Here is a 20,379-nt window from a genome sequence, read left to right as displayed (position 1 = left end):
TATTTCGCAGGCACTTGTGTGAAAATTGCTTTTTAATTTTCACACTCTCCGCCATGCCTTTCCAACGCGCCGCAAGATTGAGCCGAGGATTTCGCAGGCTCAATCTTGTGTGTGAAAATTGCTTTTTAATTTTCACACTCTCCGCCATGCCTTTCCAACGCGCCGCAAGATTGAGCCGAGGATTTCGCAGGCTCAATCTTGTGTGTGAAAATTGCTTTTTAATTTTCACACTCTCCTTACATACTTCTTTAAACGCTGTCACTATCTGTTTTAATTCGTTTAATAATATTACTGAGGATTCCTGTAATACCGTCTCTGAAAATTATTACAAGTCCAATCAGTACCACCAGGATTAATACTACCTCTACTACACCTATGCCATCTTCTTCACTTAAAAATTCCTTTAATAGTTTCATACTCGCTTCCTTTCCTGTTCCGGTATTTATAAACATCCTATAGCTGAAAGGAGGACAAAGCCGGAACCAATATGATTGCCATAACTAAAACAAGCATTATCACCATGGGAATCAGCAGCTTGGTACCTGCTTCCTCTCCGGCCTTTTTGGCCGCTTCCTTTCTTTCCTCAAAGGCCTTAAGGGTCTCCTCCTCCAGTATTCTTATAAAATCCGGAGAACCCTTTTGGATATTTTGAGTTAAAAGGGTACTAAACCTGAGATAAGGCATCAGCTTAATCCGCCTTCCGAATTCTTCATAAGCCGTACTTTCTGATACTCCCATCTTAAGCTCCTTTACCGTAAATTCCATTTCTTCAAAGGCATACCGTTTATCTCCGTTCTTTTTCCGGTAATCCTCTGTGATTTTAACCCATGCATTGGATATGGACATTCCTGCATTTACAAGGAGTAAGAACTTATTGATTATTTCCGGATAATCAAGTAACAGTTCCCTTTTTCTTTTCTCTGCTTTTTGGGATACCTCCCTGTTTGTCAAAGGACTACTGAAACCTGCTGCCACCAGGCCAAGCAGGAACAATTTAATTGCCATACTATCCTTTTTTTCCTGCCAGCTGACAGCATAGCCGAAAATACTCCCCGGCAAATTAAAGCGTCTTTGGTTCCTGCTGGTTTCATCCTCATCCCTTAAGGTATTTTCCAGTTCTTTTACTGCCTTTTCTTCCTTTGTATAAATCTTTGGCTGTACCATATATGCCCTGGTAAAGGTCATACTCCTGTCCTGTAAGGCCAGTTTCGCTGTAACCTCTATAAGCTTCTTCCCTTCCAGCTCTTCGTTATGTACCGTTCCATCATTTTCAAGTATTTCCATATCACTGCTGGACCAGTTTACCTTGATCTTCGTATCTGGAATTTTCTTTGGAAATTCCAGGGAAGAATAGATAAGCTCAGCGGATTTGTTATTTTGAAGGGTATTCTTATCAAGATAAGCAATTGCCTTATCAAATTCCTTTTCTATCTCTTCTCCTGTAAGACATTCCGCAGAAACAGGCACTTTAAGCTCTTTTTGAAATAGTTTTCCGGCAGTATCCTTCATCAGGGCCGTTAACGTGGCAGAGGTGTCCTCTTCCTTCCAGGATGGCCTTTGAAGGTATTTCCCCTCGATTAGTTTACCGCCCTCCTGATTGAGTCCGCCAAGAAAAGCCATAGCATCAAACAGAATAAACATGAAAAGAGCCAGGGCAAGCTTTCTGCCTCTGTGTATGCGTACTGCTCTTTCCAGATTTTCTCCAATATGCAGGGATTTTAAATTTCCCTGTAATTTCTCATTTCCAAGGGATTTTATAGCCTTTGAGGGAATTATTTTGCTCTTTTTCAGAAAGCCGTCTGCTTTATCCATCAGAAAAAATGTTAAAGGGTATAAAAACAGCAGTGGGTGTTCTTTTTTTATAAGAGAGCTGACAAGCTCTTTTTCATAATTTCTTACTGATATCATCAGGAAGAGAAATAGGATGATTATTACACTCAGAATAATTACCATGACAACCTCCTTTCTAAAGCAGCTATACCCGTATGTCGGTCAGCTTCTTTGTGACCCGGGTAATTACATAATAAACAGCCAGTGCAGCTGTCATCATAAACACCCCCGCAATGTTTCCATAGAGAGGAGCAAGAAACCCCGGTGAAGTAATCCTTAAATAGCAGATAATCCCACAGGGCATGATATTCATAACCTTAGCTTCCAGCCGTTTTCCTGAAATCAGGGTCTGAATCTCCTTTTCAACCTCAATCTTATCACTTATGGTTTTTTCCGTACTCCGCATAATACGGATAATGTCACCGCCCGTTCGTTTCGCTGTACGAAATACCTCTGCAAAATTCTTAATATCCTCCACATTGCTCCTTTCTCCCAGGTCACTTAAAATATCCTCTGTGTTCTGATTCATATGCAGCTTTTTTAAAATTCCGCTGAACTCTCCCACAATCAAAGAATCCTCTCCATACATCTGTCTTAAGTCAACCACTGCCTGATAAAAGGCATTTTCAACCGAGTAGCCTGCATTTAAAGCTGCAATAAGACTTGAGAGCGCATCCTTAAACTCCGAGTTCAGCTGCCATTTCCTCTTACTGATAAAATCATCCTTTTTACCTTTCACAAAAACAATAATAAGTGGGAGAAGTATGAGAATTCCAATAAGACTGTTGTAAAAAAGAAATCCAAAGATGATACAAAGAAAAGTTCCCTGGAAAGTTAACGCAGAAAGCTCCTTTTTACTGTATTGATATTTATTATAGTCATCTATCACCCCGATACCTCTCCTTTTCATCCGGCCTGGCTGGCCTGTTTTGTCTGTCAGTATTGTTTATTTAACTCTTTTTTTACTTACCCCTTTTCCCTGCTGTTTTCCTTATCCTAATCTATTTCATTTTAATATTCATGCATATCCCAAGCCTGCTTGCGATACTGCTTAAATAAAAATATGAAAAATGTATCTCATTTTTCAATCTGTCTCTCCACTAGCTTTACTTTACTTGCATAGCAGCCCCATACGAAAGCCCGGCAGCTTTTAATTTATCCTGATTCTTAAGAGCATTACCGGTAGCTTTTAAGCCGCCAAGGACTCTTCCCCTTCCGTCTTCGCCGGTCTCCTCAAAAGCATAGAGCCTGTTTAACTGTATCTCTCCTTCTTTCATATTCAGCACCTCCGTAATCTCAAGAACCTTTCTGGACCTGTCTCTCAGTCTTCCAAGGTGTATCATAATATCAATTGCCGAGGCGGCCTGTTGCCTGACTGCCATGAGAGGGATATCCGCTCCCATTAATACCAGGGTTTCCAGTCTGCTTAGCATATCGGCTGTTGAATTAGCGTGCCCGGTAGAAAGGGAACCGTCATGTCCGCTGTTCATGGCCTGAAGCAGGTCAAGGGCTGCTCCGTCCCTTACTTCTCCCAAAATAATTCTATTTGGCCTCATACGAAGGCTGGTCTTAATAAGCTGTCGGATGCTTACCTCATTTTTTCCCTCTACATTGGCATTTCTTACCTCAAGCCTTACCAGATTGGGAATATTTTTAAGCTGCAGCTCCGCAGAATCCTCTATGGTAATCACTCTTTCATCAGAGGGAATATATCCGGACAATACATTTAAGAAAGTAGTCTTGCCGGAGCCGGTGCCTCCGCTGATAAAGATATTGTACCCGGCCTGTACAAGCTTCTTTAAAAACATAGCAGCTTCCTCCGTTACGGAACCAATCTGTATCAGCTGCTCCATGGTAATGGGCTTTTCGGGGAACTTACGGATGGTTATGACGGGGCCTTCCAGCGATATGGGCGGAAGTACGATATTTACTCTTGAGCCATCCTTCAGGCGGGTGTCCACAATAGGATTGGCCTCGTTCACAATACGATTTGTTTTCGCAACTATTTGCTGTACAATATCCTCCAGCTTTTTTTCAGAATCAAACTGCTTCTTCCAGGGAAAGATTGCTCCGGCCTTTTCCACGAAGATATTTTGATAACCATTGATCATGATTTCCGTAATCTGAGGGTCTTCTATCAGCTCCTGGAGTACATCCAGTCTTCGGATTGAGTTAAATACTTCCTTCCTTAGCTCATTTTTCTCCTTTAGGGTAATAAATTCCTCTCTGCCCTTCCGAAGGAGCAGTTCATCCACAGCCTCTAGAATTTCCTCATCCTCTATTTCTCTGGTTAAATCAATCCTGTTTCTTACTTCTTCTATGATCTCCTGTCTTTTCACTCTCCCTCCTTAAGTCCCATAAGAAGGCAGCCTTCAAAAGCGGTAATCTGCTCCCTGTCCGGCGTGACCCTTACAATCTTGTCAAGGAGATCTTCCCAGCCGGCCCATTTCAGCTGCTGTAAAAAGCTTTTAAGCTGTTCTTCCCATAGCCTGTCCTCCTCTGATACCAGGTAAATAACAGAGCTTTCCGCAAGTACCTTGAGGGAAGCCTGTGTAAGAGTACCAATCTCAAAAATAACCGTATCGTACTCCCACTGCAAAAGAATTGAAAACCAGCTGCTCACATCCTCTGCTGTCAATTCATTAAGGTCCGTGCCAAAGGAAACCCCTTTGATATATTCAAAGCCCTCCCTTCGCTGTACATATTCCTTTAATTTTTGGGGTAGTCCCGATGAATTCTGTTTCAGATAATAAATAAGTTCCGATAAGCCTGTTTCCCCCTCCTGAATTCTTAATTCCTTTAGAAGAGGATAGGCTAGAAGAGTAGTAAATAGAGTCCGATTTTCCCTGCATTTTTCATCCCACAGGGCTAAGGAAAAGCCTTGGCTTACTTTGCCAGGATTTAAAGACAGGATACTGATTATTTCCTTTTGAAAAGATTGCTGCCCTGTATTTCTTAAGGCATCTTCCGGCAGCCGCTTTCTTAATTCCTTAAGGATAGCCTCACCTGGCTGGTATTTATATATTGCATTGGGTGAAAGCTTTTTTTCCTGCTCAGGTGTCTGGACAAGGAGTATCAGATGGATACAGTACGCCGCCATACTATCAGCCTCCGGCGTTTCTTCCGCTAAAAGCAGAATATCTACCCCTTCCTCCTTTAAAAATTCCTTTAAGGCCTCCTCCTTTGTAAACAACTTAACCTGGAAGAGTCCGGGAGCCTTGGTTTTTAAATAATCTGCAAGATGTCTTAAATACTCTGCATCCTTGTCAAAGATTGCAAGTGTCTTATACAATTTGTCTCCTTCCCGAAAGAATGCCTACAAAAAAGTTGAGAAATAATAAATGCCCGGAAAATAGACCGCCAAGATATCCACTGCCACGAACCCGGTAAGGATGGAAACTGAAAAATGTATAATTCCCTCGCCTTTATCCGTATTCCTGTCATAATAATGATACCAATGAGGCTCCTTTTCTCTCATGTTTTTTGCCAGGTATAGTTTTAATATGTAGTTTTTTAATACAAGAAATCTCTTTTGGATTTGTTTTTTTCGAATAATATAGATAATAGAAAATACAGCTGCTGCCAGAAAGGATGAAAGGATTGTCCGGATAGCAAATTCCGCGCCATAAAAGCCTCCAATAACGCAAAACAGTTTAATATCACCGGCGCCTACCACTCGGATAACAAACAGGGGAAAAAGAAGAAGGAAGGGAAGAAAAATTCCCGGAACCCAGAATAAGATACTTAAGAAACCATGTTCTGCCATATGCAGCACAAAACTTGCTGTAATGCCTGTAACTATCAGGTAATTCGGTATCTTATAAGACTTAAAATCCTCTCTTACTGCTGCCAGGAGAAGAAAGATAATACAAAGGAACTTATAGTCGATAGACTTCACCTCTTTGCTTTATAAGATGTCCCCATCTTACACCAGCTTGTATTATTTTGTCAACTAAAGAAACCCAAAGAGAGGCAATTTCATTACTTTACATAAAATTCCTGCAAATCTTTGTAAGTTTTTACCTGTCTCTTCTCCTGACGCATTCAGATATCATATATTCATAGGGGCCAAAGGCTATGTAAAATAAAAGTATGCCGCTGTTCCATACAGCAATAAAAAGCCCGGCATTCCCAACAGCCCCACTACAAGTGCATTCAGGCTGTTAACCCCAACTCCCAGAGTAATATGGCTGCTTGCTAAAATTGTATTAAGAAGATAAATTCCAAGCAAGCCAAGGCATATCCTGAGAATAAAGTTTACCACAAGGTCATAGCGGCTTTTTAAAAAGCCAATTATCAGCAAAAAGACACAGACCGCCAAAATAGCCGCCAGAAAATACCACTTCGTCTCCATACAATTCCTTTCTGTAAATTAGCATATTTTTCTATCTAATGTAGTATATTCTGGTAATTCCCTGACTATACTATAAATAACCTATTTCTTATATAAGCCGTAAAAGGGCGGAATGGAGCAATTATGAAATTATTTGCAAAAAGAAAAAGGCAAGATTACGAAGCACTGTTAAATGAAATCCAAATGACAAAGCTTGCTCTGGAATCAGCTTATTCCAATTTTGAGAATGTGGTAGATCCTGATTTAATCGACTGCTATATTTATGAAGTGAATGCTGTCCAAAAAAGATATAAATTTCTCTTAAAACAGGCAAAAATAATGGATGATGAATACAGTGCCATCTAGAAACATAATTTTAGGACGTAAGAGGAAATCAGATGAGACAAAATATTTTATGGTAACAGCATGGCTGATATGTCATGCTGTTTATTAAATTGCAAAGAACCCTGTATGATAGGAAAATCAACATCTTTCATACAGGGTTTTTATATTAGGAAACTGTTCAGACAGTAAGATGAAAAATGCAGCGCATTTTTCAAACCATTCCTTTATTCCAATATGCCAATAGAATAGGCCGGCAGTGTAACCACCCCATCCTTTAGCTCTGTTCTTGCCCCTTCCGTATCCAGGGAGCCAAGAAGCTTACTGACCTTAAGCGGCCTTACATCTATCTGCTTTGCCTCCTGCGAAAAATTATACAAAAGCAGAATCCTGCTGCCTTTATATGTCTTTGTAACAGCCGTAACGTCCATGTCCGTTACGGAGGTTACAACCTCAACCTCACCTCTTGCAATACCGGGAATGGCATTTCGTAAGGCAATGGCCTTCTTATAATAATTGTACAAAGAAGCATAATCCTTTGCCTGTTCTTCCGCACTTCCAAGGGGATAGGAGGGTTCATCCATTCCCGCAGGGCCCTTGGTCATTCCGGCAGAATCGGTATCCGACCAGTACATGGGAGCCCTTTTATCCTCATCTTTTCTGCTTCCCGTCATACCAATCTCTTCTCCGTAATACACAAAGGCATTCCCTGTCATTGTCAGATTCATACCGGCTGCCAGCTTTAGCTTATCCAGACTGCCTGCAAAATAGCCATAGGCCCTGGCAGTGTCATGGTTGGTGAAAAAGGGAGCATCAATGCCATTGGGATTATATTTTTTAATACTGTCCTGTACCTGCTCTAAAGCCTGTGCAAAATAGATACCTGGAGAAGACGTTGCCCTTCTGTTAACCGTCTTTGCAATGATTCCGGCTTCTGTCGCAAAGTCAAAGTCAAATACACTGTCAATCCCGCTCTTGTAATACTGGGAATACTGGGATAAGTTCGTCCAGACCTCTGCTACTATGTAATTGTCTTTCTTTTTATTCTTAACAAAGGTATTTAACCAGGAAAGGACCTCATTATTTTTACCCGTATTTTCGGAAAAATAATGAAGGGCGGCATCCAGCCTGAAGCCGTGAACTCCCATCGCAAGCCAATAGCTCATTATGTCCTCGATATCTTTTCTTAAGGCCTTATTATCCAGGTTTAAGTCCGGCATATTCCTGCTGAACTCTCCCTCATAATACCAGTCCCCTGTTCCGGTACTGTGATAGTTCTTTTTAGCAGAGCCGCCTTCTATAAAGTTATAATATCCAACATAGGGATTGTGCTCTCTGCAAAGCTCCTTATGAGTACACTTTTTCTTCCCGCAGGGCTCTATACCAAGACTTTTTACTGCGGACTGAAACCAGGGATTCTGAGTGGATGTATGATTGAGCACCAGGTCCAGAATGACCTTGATTCCCCTCTTATTGCACTCTGCTATCAGACGCTTGAAATCATCCATAGTACCATATTGGGGGTCAATGTTATAATAGTCTTTAACATCATATTTATGGTAGCTGTCGGAGGGCATTACCGGCATAAGCCAGATTCCGTTCACTCCCAGATCCGTTGTTGTCTTTGGGTCTCCGTCATTGAGATAATCCAGCTTATCGATCAAGCCATTGATATCTCCAATTCCATCACCATTGCTGTCATAATATGAATATAGGAACACCTCATAATAGGTTCCGTAATTATCATTTAGTTTTACCGGCGTCAATGCTGCCAAATCCTCTGCTGCCCCTTCCTCAGCCTTTTGGGTACCGGAGTTTGCAGGATTACCGGAGATCTTATCCGTCCCTTCCCCGGTACCGGCCTTTTCCTTTGTTCCTGATTCCTCTCCCTTTTCAATAACAGGATTGTTACTTTCCTTGACAGCAGCCTTATTTCCGGAACAGCCTGTCAAAAAAAGTGCCATTAGTAATGTAATACAAAGTCCATATATAATTCTCTTCATTTAACCCCTTTCCAAATATTAGCCCATTAAATTAATATCTATGAATTCATCTTCAATTTGAAAAATACATTGTATTTTTCAAACTATACCCCTGCAGACCTGGCTGAGCCAGGCTGTTCATACCAAATAACACAAAAAGCCGCTGTAAAACTATTTCAATTTACACAGCGGCCTTCCATGATGATATCTTATTAATAATGATTTTGCTCAAGTTAAACAGTATCCATTTACATTCTTTCGAACCAGGTAAATGCTATCAATACTATCCCTTAACGGCCCCCGACATTCCATCCACATAGAACCTCTGGGCATATAAGAACAGTATTGCAATCGGTATGGAGATAATTACACAGCCCGCAAAGAAAGTTGTGTAATAATACTGGATAAACTCTTTCTGGAGCATTGTCCATAAGCCGATAGCGATGGTATAATATTGCCTGTCCTGACCCAGAATTACCTTTGCGAAAATATAATCCACCCACGGAGCCATAAAAGAAGTCAGCAGGGTGTTTACTATAATCGGCTTTGACAACGGAATGGTAATCTTTTTAAATACCTGAAATTTCGTTGCACCATCAATATAGGCGGCTTCATCAATTGTTTTAGGTATTGTATCAAAGAAGCCTTTGGCGATATAAAAGCCCAGACAGGAGCCGGCCGAATATACCAGAACTAATGCAAACAATTTAAAAGGACCGTTTTCCAGGAGGCCTAGCCCCTTTAGAATATAATAAACGGCTATCATTGACATAAATCCGGGGAACATTCCCAGTATCAGTGCAATATTCATAAGCTTTTTACGCATTTTAAAACGCAATCTCGATAATACATAAGAAATCGAAAGTACGAAAAATGCTGATATCAGGCAGCTTGCTATTGCTACCAGGAGGGTATTCATAAACCATTTTGTAAACACAAGGCTCCCTGCCTGGGAAAATAACTTATGGTAATTATTCAGTGTATAGTTTTTAGGAAAGATATAGCTTGTATAAGTACCTTTTTCCGCACGGAAGGAGGTCAGTATAACAAAAAAAATAGGGAGGACCCAGATGAATCCGGTAATAGCAAGAAAGATATGAACAATTAAATTCTGAATAACCTTTTTCATTGAACGGGCCGCATTTATTTGTCTGCTCATTATTGGAACGCCTCCTCATCTTTATAGGACCCCGTACGGCGGTATGTTAACAAGGATGTTACCGCAAGTATGATAAATACGATAATACCGATAACTGCTCCATAGCTGTACTCCTTATTCGTAATCGTCATCTTATAGAGCCACGTAACCAGCAAATCTGTCTTGCCCGCATAATAATAATCCAGTGTTTGCGGGCCTCCTCCTGTTAACAGGAATATAACATTAAAGTTGTTGATATTACCCGTAAAAGCAGTAATCAGACTTGGAGTTGTTACAAACAGCATATACGGTAAGGTAATTTTCATGAAAGTAACAAAGGCATTTGCACCGTCAACCCTGGCTGCCTCATATAAATCCTTTGGGATATTCTGCAATATACCCGTCGTACTAAGCATGGTAAAGGGAACGCCAATCCATATATTAACACAGATTATTGTGATTTTTGCCAAAGTCGGGTCCGTCAAAAATGGAATTGGCGTACTGATTAATCCCAGGGTCCGCAGAAATGAATTTACGGGGCCATTTGTATTAAAAATTGTGCTCATAGTCAGTAAGGAAACAAATTGAGGAACAGCAATTGACAATACAAACAGGAACCTCCAGAAGCTTTTAAAATGTGTTCCCTCGCGGTTAATAATAAGTGCCAGCAGCATTCCCAGAATATAACAGGAAAAAGTAGCAATTACTGCCCATATGATCGTCCAGGAAAATACCGGCCAAAAAGTTTTCGCTAAATCTCCTCCGGTCTTGAACATTGCAATAAAATTATCAAAGCCTATCCAGTCAAATAAATTGCCCGGCGGCTGATGCTTCTGGTCATAATTTGTAAATGCAATGAGAATCATAAAAATCAGCGGTATAATGGTAAAACATAAAACACCTAAAATAGGAATAAACAAAAGCGCTTTATGCAGATTTTGCTGTCCTAAAGATTTCAGATCATCACCAAAGGTGGGAACAGGTTTCTCAAGTTCTATTCTCTTCTGTGTATTATAAGCACTTTTTACAGAAGAAACCAAAACAAATAAAAATGTCACTGTCAAAACAAAAGTTATAACGCCGTATAGAAGGCAGAGCATGGAGTTATCTCCCACAGCGTACTCATATATCTGCTTCTTCTCATTAAAAACTTCTTCCTGCAGATTCGTTCCAAGTGTTATCATGTCACCAATTGCCTTAAATCCTTTATTAAGCATATAGGACAGATAAGCAGCTTCCATGCCCAATAACAACAGACCGCGTATAATCTGTTTGTGAAGGATATTTCCCAGACCAAAGACAACAGCAGATAATTTTGTTATTATATTGCCCTTCATAAATGCAGTACCAAAGCTGGTATCATTATAAGAGGCTGATTTCTCAGTTGTTTTATGCTTTTTGCCGGCCATCTTCTTCCTCCTTATTTTCATTAACCTCTTCCGGTTTACATATCAGAAACGGAATGCCCGGTTACCAGGACATTCCGTTTCTGCATAACATCTTAATAATTCCGTATAATTATTCTACCTTTAAGGTCTTTACGAAAGTATCAAGCTTTTCCTGCGCATTCTTTTTATTAAAATCACCACTTCTGATTTCCGTAGCAAAGCCAGTGATATTCGGCCAGAATCTTGATGTAAATTCAGCAGAGTTTGGCTGTAATACGGACGCCATATTGGATTCCTGTACAAGAACTGATGCAACCGGATCTGCCTGTACTTCAGCTGATTCACTTACTGCCTTGTTGGTAGGAACCTGTGCTGTTTCTACAAAGCGCTGTTTCTGCATTTCTTCACTGCCTAAGTATGCTGCAAAGGCTACCGCTGCCTCAGGGTACTTCGTCTGAGCATTGACGCCGATACATTTTGAACCATAGAAGCTCTTTAACTGATAATCTTTCCCATCAGGATTGAAGGTAGGAATAACGGCAAGACCTAAATCATCCCCTAAAGCATCCTTGTATAACTGGTAGTTCCAGGAACCGTCAAACCAGGCACCAAGTTTATGAGCTCCTGCTAATTCAGATATGTTTACATCGTCTGCATAAGCACATTTCGGATTCTTAATTAAATCAATCATGTAATTTGTTACTGCCAATCCTGTTGCATTATTCCAATTGCAGCCTGCTGCAAAATCAGTAGCACTGTCACCATAGATTGATAAGCCTGCACCATAATACCAGGCAGCTAATTTCCATCCTCCGGCTGAATCAAAGCAGAAATTATATACGCCATCGGAGGTTTTCTTTGCCATAATACTCTCCAGTGACTTAATATCGTCAGTTGACAGGAGGGACTTATCATAATACATAAAGAAGGTGTTATGTGTGAAAGGAATTGCATAGACAGCATCATCAATGGTAACCGTATTTACTACCTGCTCAGTCATAGTGGTTTTTACCATTTCTTCTGTTGAACCGCCAAGTCTTGCAATAGCACCTGCATTTTTAAGCTCCTGTAACTGGTCATTTGCGAAAAAGAATACATCACCAGCTGCCGTAACATCCTTTAAGATCTCATCTTTTGCTGTATCTTCTCCCTGAGTCTCTACCGTAAATTTGATATTCCATTCAGGATGCAGAGCCTGGAAGGATTTGCACATGGAATCAATGGTGCCCGGCTGAATCTGATTTTCAGGAGCCCACACTTTTAAAGCTACATCCTCAGCTTTGGCAGGAGCCTTCGTTTCATCAGGGGCTTTCGTAGCCTGTGCGGAATCATTGGTACCCGTTGAGCCGGTATTTTTCCCCTCATTCTTACCGCATGCTGCAAAATTACTGATTACTAACATGGTAACCATAAGTAACGCAAGAAGTCTTGATACTTTTTTCATAATTCTACCTCTTTCCTTTTTTACATATTGCCAAGTTAATAAATAACTCAGCCTTATTATAGATTAGGCAATCAAATGCCATATATCTGCAGGAATTATACCTTCTCCCTGCTGAATCAATATGCCTTAAGACATATAAATTCCCCTTTTCAATGCCATACATAACCCAGGCAGGCTTAATATAGTGCATAATAAACTTTCAAAAAATTAAAATTCAATTACGCACGGTATTATTAAAGCCACTACCTTATTTCCATATCTCGTTGTAATATTCCTTTATGGTTCTGTCACTGGAGAACAAGCCTGCATTGGCCGTATTGATGAAACATTTTCTGTGGAAATGGAACGTATCCTTATATTCCCTGTTAACGCGGAGCCTTGTGTCTGTGTAGTCATCAAAGTCCAGAAGGAGGTAATAATGATCCGGCTTATGCCAGCTTGCTCCCTCTAAGATAGCACTGTAGAGCTCCTTAAACATTCCCGTTCCGTTATCCTCAAAGGTTCCGTCAATTAAAGTATCCAGCACCCTCTTGATTCTGGGATTGGCTTGATAAATCTTGGCAGGATTATAAGTATTCTTAACAGCCTCAATATCTTCGACCCTTGCACCAAAGATGTAATTATTTTCTTCTCCGGCCTGCTCTACTATCTCAATGTTGGCACCATCATAGGTTCCGAGGGTAACGGCACCGTTTAGCATAAACTTCATATTACCGGTTCCTGAGGCTTCTGTGCCTGCGGTTGATATCTGTTCCGAAATATCAGCGGCAGGTACCAGCTTTTGTGCATAAGAGACATTATAATTGGATACGAATACCACCTGCATCAGGTCCTTTACTTCGGGATCGGAATTAATGAGCTTTGCAATTTCATTAATGTATTTGATAATTCCCTTGGCCCTGAAATATCCGGGTGCTGCTTTCGCACCAAACAGGAACAGTGTAGGAGTAAAATCTTTTATGCTTCCATCCTTAATACCAAAATAAATATCCATAATGGAAAAGGCGTTAAGGAGCTGGCGCTTATATTCATGAAGCCTCTTAACCTGAATATCGAAAATAAAGTCAGGATTAATCTGGATGTTCTCCTGTTTCTTTATATAATCAGCAAGCTGCTGCTTCTTAATATGCTTTATATCTGCAAACTGCTTAATAACCTGCTTGTTATCCTTAAATTCTTCCAGCTTCTTCAGGCTATCCAGATTCAGAATCCATGAATTTCCTATCCTGTCGGTAATGAAGCCGGACAGCTCCATATTGGAAAGGGAGAGCCATCTTCTCTGGGTAATTCCGTTGGTCTTATTCTGAAAACGTTCCGGGTAAATCTCATACCATTCCTTTAATACATCCTTCTTCAGGATTTCCGTATGTAGTCCTGCAACACCGTTGGTGGAGTGGCTTGCAAATACTGCAAGTCTTGCCATATAAATCAGGTTTCCGTCAATGATGTTATAAATCCTTTGCTCTGCTTCCGCTGTCTTGCCAAAGGTTTTCAACTCCTTTATCAAGGCTTTCTGCAACAGCTGAACATATTTATAGACCCCTGGAATTACGGAACGGAATAAGGAAATGCTCCATTTTTCCAGCGCCTCCGCCATAACCGTATGGTTCGTATAGGCAAAAGTCTCTCTTGTAATGCGAAATGCCCTGGCAAAGGATAGCTTTTCTTCTTCCATCAGGATTCGAACAAACTCCGGTATTGCCACCACGGGATGGGTGTCATTTAGCTGAATCGCATATTCATCCTGGAAATGGCTGAAATCATCCCCGTATTTCTCTTTATATCTTTTTACCATGTCTCTTATGGAAGCGGCTGCAAAGAAATACTGCTGCTTTAAGCGAAGCTTTTTGCCGGCATCGGTAGAATCATTGGGATAGAGAAGACTTGAAATTGCCTCCGCTTCATCCCTGTTTTTTACTGCCTTCTCATATTTCTGCTCATTAAACAGTTCAAAATCGAATTCTTCTATAGGCTCTGCCTGCCACAATCTTAAATAATTTACGGTATTGCCGCCGTATCCGATTACCGGCGTATCATAAGGGACTGCATAGACCGACTGGTTCTTAAAATCAATCCGTATCTTCTCCTTATCCTTTCTGACAGACCAGGGATCCCCGAATCTCTGCCAGTCATCGGGCATTTCCCTTTGGAAACCATCTTCAAAATACTGCTTGAACAGACCGTATCTGTAACGTATTCCATATCCGTTTAAGGGAATCCCAAGCGTTGCGCCGGAATCCAGAAAGCAGGCTGCCAGTCTTCCCAGTCCTCCGTTGCCCAAAGCGGCATCCTCAATATCTTCAAAAATCCCGATATCCAGGTTATTCTCACCCATCATTTCGGCATAGGTATGATAGAGGCCGCTGTTTAAAAGATTGCTGTATACCAGTCTTCCTACCAGAAATTCCGCAGAGAGATAGGACACCTTTTTACTGCCTGCATCCTTATCCCAGTCCTTTTTGATCATCTGCATTACTGCTTTGGAAACAGCGTGGTAAAGCTCTGTGGTATCTGCTTCCTTAATCGTCTTACGGTAATCCAGTTCCAGTATGGTGCTTACATATTGTTTAAAATTTTCCATGCTTTTACCTCGTAATTATTTTGCTCTGGCATAAAGACAAGCCAGGCAATAAAGTTTCTTACAATCAATTTCCTGATACTGTTCCTTCTTAAACCGCCACTTCCAATTGCCTCCCACAGTGGAAGGGAAGTTCATTCTGGCAGAATTATCAAGCTTTAAGAAATCCTGCATCTGTATAATGGCTGCATCCGCAACACTTGCATATGCCGCACGGATAATTGCGTCCGGCAGCATTCTAAAATCCGTGACCTGAAAATACGTCAGAAGCTTCTCTAATTCCTTCCAGCTTTTCTTCTGCAAAAACCCTACAAGGGTTTCATTATCATGAGTACCTGTATAAACCGCAAGGTTAGAGGTTTTATAATTGTGGGGAAGATAGTCATTGTCCTCCGGTCCGTCCAGACCGAATTCCAGGACCTTAATTCCGGCAAAGCCGGTTTCCTGAATCAGCTTCTTTACCGGCGGAGTCAGTACCCCCAGATCCTCCGCTATAATCCTGGCATTTCCAATGGATTCCGTGAAAACATCTGTAAGCTTCTTCCCCGGTCCGGTTTCCCATTTCCCTTCCACTGCCGTGGGACAGCTTACCGGTATTGCATAATAATTCACAATTCCAATGAAGTGGTCCACACGTATCACATCATAAAGAGCCGCAAGGCTCTTCATTCTTTCTCTCCACCACTTAAAATCCTGCTTCTCCATAACATCCCAGCGGTATAAAGGGTTTCCCCAGCGCTGCCCCTCTGCAGAAAACATATCCGGCGGCACTCCTGCAACATGAATGGGTTTCTTTCTCTCATCCAGCTCGAACAGATCACCATGAACCCATACATCGCTGCTATCCATGGAAACATACAGGGGAATATCCCCAATAATAGAAATTCCGTTATCGGCAGCATATTTTCTTACCTGCTTCCATTGCTCCTTGAACTTAAACTGTACAAACTTCCAAAAATCAATTTCTTCCGATAACTGCTTTTCATATCTCTCAACCGCTTCTTTTTTTCGAAATGCGATGTCCTGCTCCCAGAGCTGCCATTCCCTGTTCTGGAAATGGTTTTTTAATGCCATATAAAAGCTGTAATCATGCAGCCAGAATTCATTTTCCTTCAGGAATTCAGAGTATTCCCGGCTTCCTCTGTGCCTGCTGTTATGAAAGGCTTTCTTAAGAACTTTAAAGCGGGCATTGTAAATTCTGGCATAATCTACTTCTTCCTCTTTCTCTCCCCACTCTGCAGAAACCACCTCTTCCTTTGCCAATAGTCCTTCTTCTATCAACATATCCAGATCAATAAAATAAGGATTTCCTGCAAAAGCTGAAAAGGACTGGTAGGGGCTGTCTCCGAAGCTGGTGGGTCCCACCGGGAGGACTTGCCAGTATGTAAATCCGGCTTCCTTTAAAAACTCAATAAATTCAAAACTTTCTTTACCCAATGTACCAATACCATAAGGTGATGGAAGCGCACTTACCGGCATCAGCACCCCGGCTCCCCGTTTTAAACCACTATAATCCGTCATGTCTGCTCCTATCAATTCGGTTATGTATCCTGGAAAGTGGGTTCCATATGGCATTACAATAACCCTATTGTACCTAATTCCATATTTCCATCCACCCAGGCTGAGCTGTACCGCTCATAGTTCATCCAATTATTTTCGATAATTTTCGAAAATCTAAATATAGATTAGCATTACTGACTGGTTTTGTCAATAACGTTTTTTATATTTATGGTCAATATTTATATTTTTTTAAGCATAATCCTAATTCCATTTGTCAATTTTTCTTGACATCTTTATTTTTAACTCTGTTTTTACAGGTAAAACCATTGATTAAATATAAAATTCTGCTTCTTTACTCCATTATTTTCGAAAACTTACTTTTGTCTAACCGATAGTCTTAAAAAATGAGGTTATATTTTATTTGTATAAAAATTCAGAACAGCTACATGATAATTCCCAAAAATCAATTGCCTATTGAAATGTACAATTTTTGGGGTTATACTTAGGCTATTAGTGCGAATTATTGAAAAGCATAATTCACAGCATACATGTAGCTAGTATGTACAATAAAGTAATCAATATTACTGAACTGGAGAGAGATAAATGGCAACTATCAAGGACATCGCCAATAAACTTGGAATAGCAGTCAGTACCGTTTCAAAGGGGTTAAATGGTGCCAGCGACATCAGCGATGACATGCGTCAGCTTGTATTAGATACCGCTGTTGAGATGGGTTATGCATCTAAGAAAATGAGAACCACCACCACTCGTAAGGTATGTATATTTATCGAAAATATGGACTACGAAAACATCGACCAGTTCGGTTATGATATTATCGTAGGCTTTAAATTATCTGCCGCCAGACGTCACTGGGAGGTTACTGTTGTCCCCTCCAGCCTGACTCTCCAGACAGAGGAAAAATATGATACCTACATGCTGAAAAACGGCTACAGCGGTGCTTTTTTTCTGGGCTTTACCTTACATGACGACTGGGTAATGCAGCTGAATAAGACTACTGTCCCTTCGGTGCTTCTGGACAATTACATAGAGAGAAATAACCATGTGGGATATGTAGGTACGGACAGTGATGAAGGTATTGACCTGGCAGTTGACCACTTAAAGGAGCTTGGCCATAAGAAAATTGCATTTCTTAACGGTTCCAAGAATTCCATGGTATCCGACCAGCGTTACAGCGCTTATGTAAACAGTATGAAAAAGCATGGCCTTTCCCTGGATGAAAATCTCATAGAATTTGGTTACTATGTACCGGACTGCGCCAAATATCATGTGCCCTCCTTTCTAAAGAGCGGAGCCACAGCCATCATCTGTGCCAGCGACTTAATAGCTTCCGGTGTTATTGCAGAGGTTAAAAAGCACGGGTTAACGGTTCCGGATGATATCAGCGTCATAGGCTTTGATGACCTACCGATTGCAGCACAGCTTTCTCCGCCCCTTACCACCATAAGACAGGACCGTATTGATCTTGGGAAAAGTGCCTTTTTGCTGTTGGACGGTTTAATCCACAATGTGTCAATAAGCAAGCTCCTTCAAAGAGCGAAATTTATTAAACGCCAGTCCACCGCTCCCTGTAAAATCAAATAAAATATCATCAATTTTTAGATACTATGAAAAAAGTGCACCAGCAAATGTTAGCCGTTAATATCTAACATTTGCTGGTGCACTTTAAGTTATCTGTCCTTATATATTTATTTCAATTAATCTTCTAAAATAAAAGAATATTGCTCTACTTGATCTCCTTAATCAGGTGTCATCCTCTCCGGTCTTCGGGAATACTCATCTACTTTACAGCTATGCCATAAATCCCCTGTTTGCCTGGTTAGGATCCACATAGGTCTCATTCAGGGTGCCTCTTCCATAGGTCAGGCCGGCATATATCTGCCCCGTATTAGCCATAACGGGCCCCGATTTATCCTGGGGGGCAATCTTGGAAAAGCCATCCATCAGAGTTCTTAATACTTCCTCTGCGTCATCAAGAGCTTTTACATCTTTACCATAGTAGGCGTCCGTCAAAAGCTTATTGACAAAAATATAAAGACTCATCAGATTTAAAGATATCTCATACTGAAAATCAAGGGAACCCATAAGCTCATTTAAGAACTTTTGCCCATGTTTTATATCATACAAGGCTTTTTCGTCATCGCCCTTGCGAAAGTATTCTCTGGCTGCTGTAATATCCGTTAATAATACCTCATACATAATAACCACCAGTTCTGTCTTGGAAGCCTGCGTAATTCTGGCGGCAAAGGTTTTCGCCAAATCTTTCTCCATTCTCCATTATCTCCTTATCTATCAGAACAGCAGAGCACAATTTCTCCTGGAAATCACGCTCTGCTATCTTAAATTCTATCAGCTCTGCAGAAGTGTTAATACTGTCTGAGGTCTTTGATTTGCCTGGGCAAGCATGGAAGTTCCCGCCTGTGCAAGTACATTCAGCTGGGTATAGGTTGCCATTTCCTTGGCCATATCCACATCCTCGATGCGGGAAAGGGCTTCTGTCATATTCTCTGAGGTAGTATCCAGATTGGATATGGAGTGCTCCAAACGGTTCTGATAGGCTCCGAGCTTGGCACGGATGCCAGTAACCATATTGTTGGCATCCTCAAAAGTACTGATAGCTGCTTCCGCTCCCTCCTGGGTACAGATATTTACCAGGCTGATGCCAAGAGTTTCAGGATTTACCTTGGGAAGTCTTACTTCCATTGTCTGGTTTTCATTGGCACCGATTTGCAGTTTCATAGGACCGGAATTAAGAACAGTGGCAGTAACCGTTACATTGCTGCCTGTTACTTTTTGTGTATCAAATATCATTTCAAATCCATTGGAATCCGATACGGTCACCAGATTTCCTTTTACGGAGGCTGTTGCTGTAGATGAAAAACCGGAATCCGTCACACTTGTTAACGGCGATGTCACTACAGCATCCGTTCCGATGTACTTTGTACCTGTGGCAACTGAACCTAATCCCAGTGCCGTCGCCAATGCCGGATTGTCGCAATTAATACTAATGTACTTGTCAGAACCGTATTCTTTTGTAGTAAATTCCAGGTGTTGACCTGCGGCAGGAGCATTACTGACTTTGGTACAATCAATATTTGCCGAATCACAAACATCGCGGATTTTTTGGTATACATCATCTAACGAATCAGTGCTTTTTATTTCAATCTCATTCCCGTTGATATTAATCTTACCTTCAGGGGTCTTTGTGGTCGGTGAAGACGGGCTGTAAAAGGAAGTATCTACTGTTCCTGTTGTAGCAGGTGTGGATCCGGTATTTATAGTTGCCTTACTGGCAGGTGTGGCAATTTGAATTTTGTAGTATTTACTTGGAACCGTATCGGATACGGAAATCAATTGAACATTGGGATTATTCGTAAAAGACTGTCTGTCAATACTTCCGTCTAAGAGGGTCTTTTTATTGAATTCCGTTGTATCGGAAATTCTCTGGATTTCCTGTTTTAACTGGTCAATTTCCGCCTGTATGGATTTTCTGTCTTCAATTTTATTTGTACCGTTGGATGCCTGTACGGATAGTTCTCTCATTCTTGCTAACATGGCATTTACTTCGTTCAAGGCACCTTCTGCTGTCTGAATAATGGATATACCATCGGAAGCATTTCTGGAAGCCTGGTCAAGGCCGGCAATCTGAGTTTTCATTTTCTGGGAGATGGCAAGCCCGGCTGCGTCATCAGCTGCCTTATTGATACGGTATCCGGAAGAAAGCTTTTCCAAGCTTTTATCGAGATTTTTATTTGTCCTTACTAAATGGTTATTTGCCTTTAATGCTGAAATATTATGATTGATTCTCATTCGTTTCTCCTTTTCC

17 protein-coding genes are annotated in these 20,379 nt (G+C 41.0%); 2 read left to right on the top strand and 15 right to left on the bottom strand.

The window, feature by feature from the left end:
* Positions 1 to 248: 248 nt before the first annotated feature.
* The 7 genes from BUB77_RS20435 to BUB77_RS20405 form a co-directional block, all read right to left on the bottom strand.
* On the bottom strand, positions 249 to 416 hold the full coding sequence (locus BUB77_RS20435) for a Flp1 family type IVb pilin (RefSeq protein WP_073278793.1): 168 nt from the start codon (positions 414 to 416) through the stop codon (positions 249 to 251).
* Between the two features lie 37 nt (positions 417 to 453).
* Positions 454 to 1,953 carry a type II secretion system F family protein gene (locus BUB77_RS20430; protein WP_073278704.1) on the bottom strand — a complete coding sequence of 500 codons (1,500 nt, stop codon included), beginning with the start codon at positions 1,951 to 1,953 and terminating at the stop codon, positions 454 to 456.
* A 22-nt stretch (positions 1,954 to 1,975) separates the two neighbouring features.
* On the bottom strand, positions 1,976 to 2,719 hold the full coding sequence (locus BUB77_RS20425) for a type II secretion system F family protein (protein WP_084124520.1): 744 nt from the start codon (positions 2,717 to 2,719) through the stop codon (positions 1,976 to 1,978).
* A gap of 217 nt (positions 2,720 to 2,936) precedes the next feature.
* Complete coding sequence (locus tag BUB77_RS20420; protein ID WP_073278700.1) at positions 2,937 to 4,169, bottom strand: TadA family conjugal transfer-associated ATPase; 1,233 nt, start codon at positions 4,167 to 4,169, stop codon at positions 2,937 to 2,939.
* On the bottom strand, positions 4,166 to 5,122 hold the full coding sequence (locus BUB77_RS20415; protein ID WP_073278698.1) for a P-loop NTPase family protein: 957 nt from the start codon (positions 5,120 to 5,122) through the stop codon (positions 4,166 to 4,168). Before BUB77_RS20415 ends, BUB77_RS20420 begins: the two co-directional genes overlap by 4 nt.
* A 24-nt stretch (positions 5,123 to 5,146) precedes the next feature.
* Positions 5,147 to 5,728 (bottom strand): A24 family peptidase, encoded by a 582-nt coding sequence (locus BUB77_RS20410; protein WP_073278697.1) that lies wholly within the window; start codon positions 5,726 to 5,728, stop codon positions 5,147 to 5,149.
* A 177-nt stretch (positions 5,729 to 5,905) separates the two neighbouring features.
* On the bottom strand, positions 5,906 to 6,184 hold the full coding sequence (locus BUB77_RS20405; RefSeq protein WP_073278696.1) for a pro-sigmaK processing inhibitor BofA family protein: 279 nt from the start codon (positions 6,182 to 6,184) through the stop codon (positions 5,906 to 5,908).
* A 123-nt stretch (positions 6,185 to 6,307) separates the two neighbouring features.
* Here BUB77_RS20405 and BUB77_RS20400 point away from each other — a divergent pair, with 123 nt between their 5' ends.
* The gene (locus BUB77_RS20400; protein ID WP_073278695.1) at positions 6,308 to 6,529 is read left to right on the top strand and encodes a YaaL family protein; all 222 of its coding nucleotides are present in this window, start codon (positions 6,308 to 6,310) and stop codon (positions 6,527 to 6,529) included.
* A gap of 203 nt (positions 6,530 to 6,732) precedes the next feature.
* On the opposite strand, the gene BUB77_RS20395 is transcribed toward BUB77_RS20400, so the two are convergent.
* The 6 genes from BUB77_RS20395 to malQ form a co-directional block, all read right to left on the bottom strand.
* Entirely contained in the window at positions 6,733 to 8,508 is a 1,776-nt protein-coding gene (locus tag BUB77_RS20395; RefSeq protein WP_084124518.1) for an alpha-amylase family glycosyl hydrolase, read from the bottom strand.
* 262 nt (positions 8,509 to 8,770) lie between these two features.
* Positions 8,771 to 9,646, bottom strand: coding sequence for a sugar ABC transporter permease (locus BUB77_RS20390; RefSeq protein ID WP_073278694.1), 876 nt, complete (start codon positions 9,644 to 9,646; stop codon positions 8,771 to 8,773).
* Positions 9,646 to 11,034 (bottom strand): carbohydrate ABC transporter permease, encoded by a 1,389-nt coding sequence (locus tag BUB77_RS20385; protein WP_073278693.1) that lies wholly within the window; start codon positions 11,032 to 11,034, stop codon positions 9,646 to 9,648. Before BUB77_RS20385 ends, BUB77_RS20390 begins: the two co-directional genes overlap by 1 nt.
* A gap of 109 nt (positions 11,035 to 11,143) precedes the next feature.
* A complete protein-coding gene (locus tag BUB77_RS20380) occupies positions 11,144 to 12,457 on the bottom strand; it encodes an extracellular solute-binding protein (RefSeq protein ID WP_073278692.1) in 1,314 nt (437 codons plus the stop codon).
* Between the two features lie 247 nt (positions 12,458 to 12,704).
* A complete protein-coding gene (locus tag BUB77_RS20370) occupies positions 12,705 to 15,038 on the bottom strand; it encodes a glycogen/starch/alpha-glucan phosphorylase (RefSeq protein ID WP_073278690.1) in 2,334 nt (777 codons plus the stop codon).
* Between the two features lie 15 nt (positions 15,039 to 15,053).
* Positions 15,054 to 16,556, bottom strand: a complete 1,503-nt coding sequence (gene malQ, locus BUB77_RS20365; protein ID WP_073278688.1) for a 4-alpha-glucanotransferase — start codon at positions 16,554 to 16,556, stop codon at positions 15,054 to 15,056.
* Between the two features lie 582 nt (positions 16,557 to 17,138).
* On the opposite strand from malQ, the gene BUB77_RS20360 reads away from it, so the two are divergent.
* Positions 17,139 to 18,137, top strand: a complete 999-nt coding sequence (locus BUB77_RS20360) for a LacI family DNA-binding transcriptional regulator (RefSeq protein ID WP_073278686.1) — start codon at positions 17,139 to 17,141, stop codon at positions 18,135 to 18,137.
* Positions 18,138 to 18,344: 207 nt separating this feature from the next.
* Here the strand turns inward: BUB77_RS20360 and BUB77_RS20355 are convergent, their stop codons facing one another.
* Positions 18,345 to 18,824: a flagellar export chaperone FliS gene (locus tag BUB77_RS20355; protein ID WP_073278685.1), complete on the bottom strand. Its 480-nt coding sequence runs from the start codon at positions 18,822 to 18,824 to the stop codon at positions 18,345 to 18,347.
* Positions 18,825 to 18,902: 78 nt separating this feature from the next.
* On the bottom strand, positions 18,903 to 20,363 hold the full coding sequence (locus BUB77_RS30725; RefSeq protein ID WP_073278684.1) for a flagellin N-terminal helical domain-containing protein: 1,461 nt from the start codon (positions 20,361 to 20,363) through the stop codon (positions 18,903 to 18,905).
* Positions 20,364 to 20,379 lie beyond the last annotated feature (16 nt).

This window comes from Anaerocolumna jejuensis DSM 15929 (assembly GCF_900142215.1).
Taxonomy (GTDB): Bacteria; Bacillota; Clostridia; order Lachnospirales; family Lachnospiraceae; genus Anaerocolumna; species Anaerocolumna jejuensis.
The sequence above is the reverse complement of the archived record's forward strand: the minus strand, read 5'-3'. Positions and strand labels throughout refer to the sequence as shown.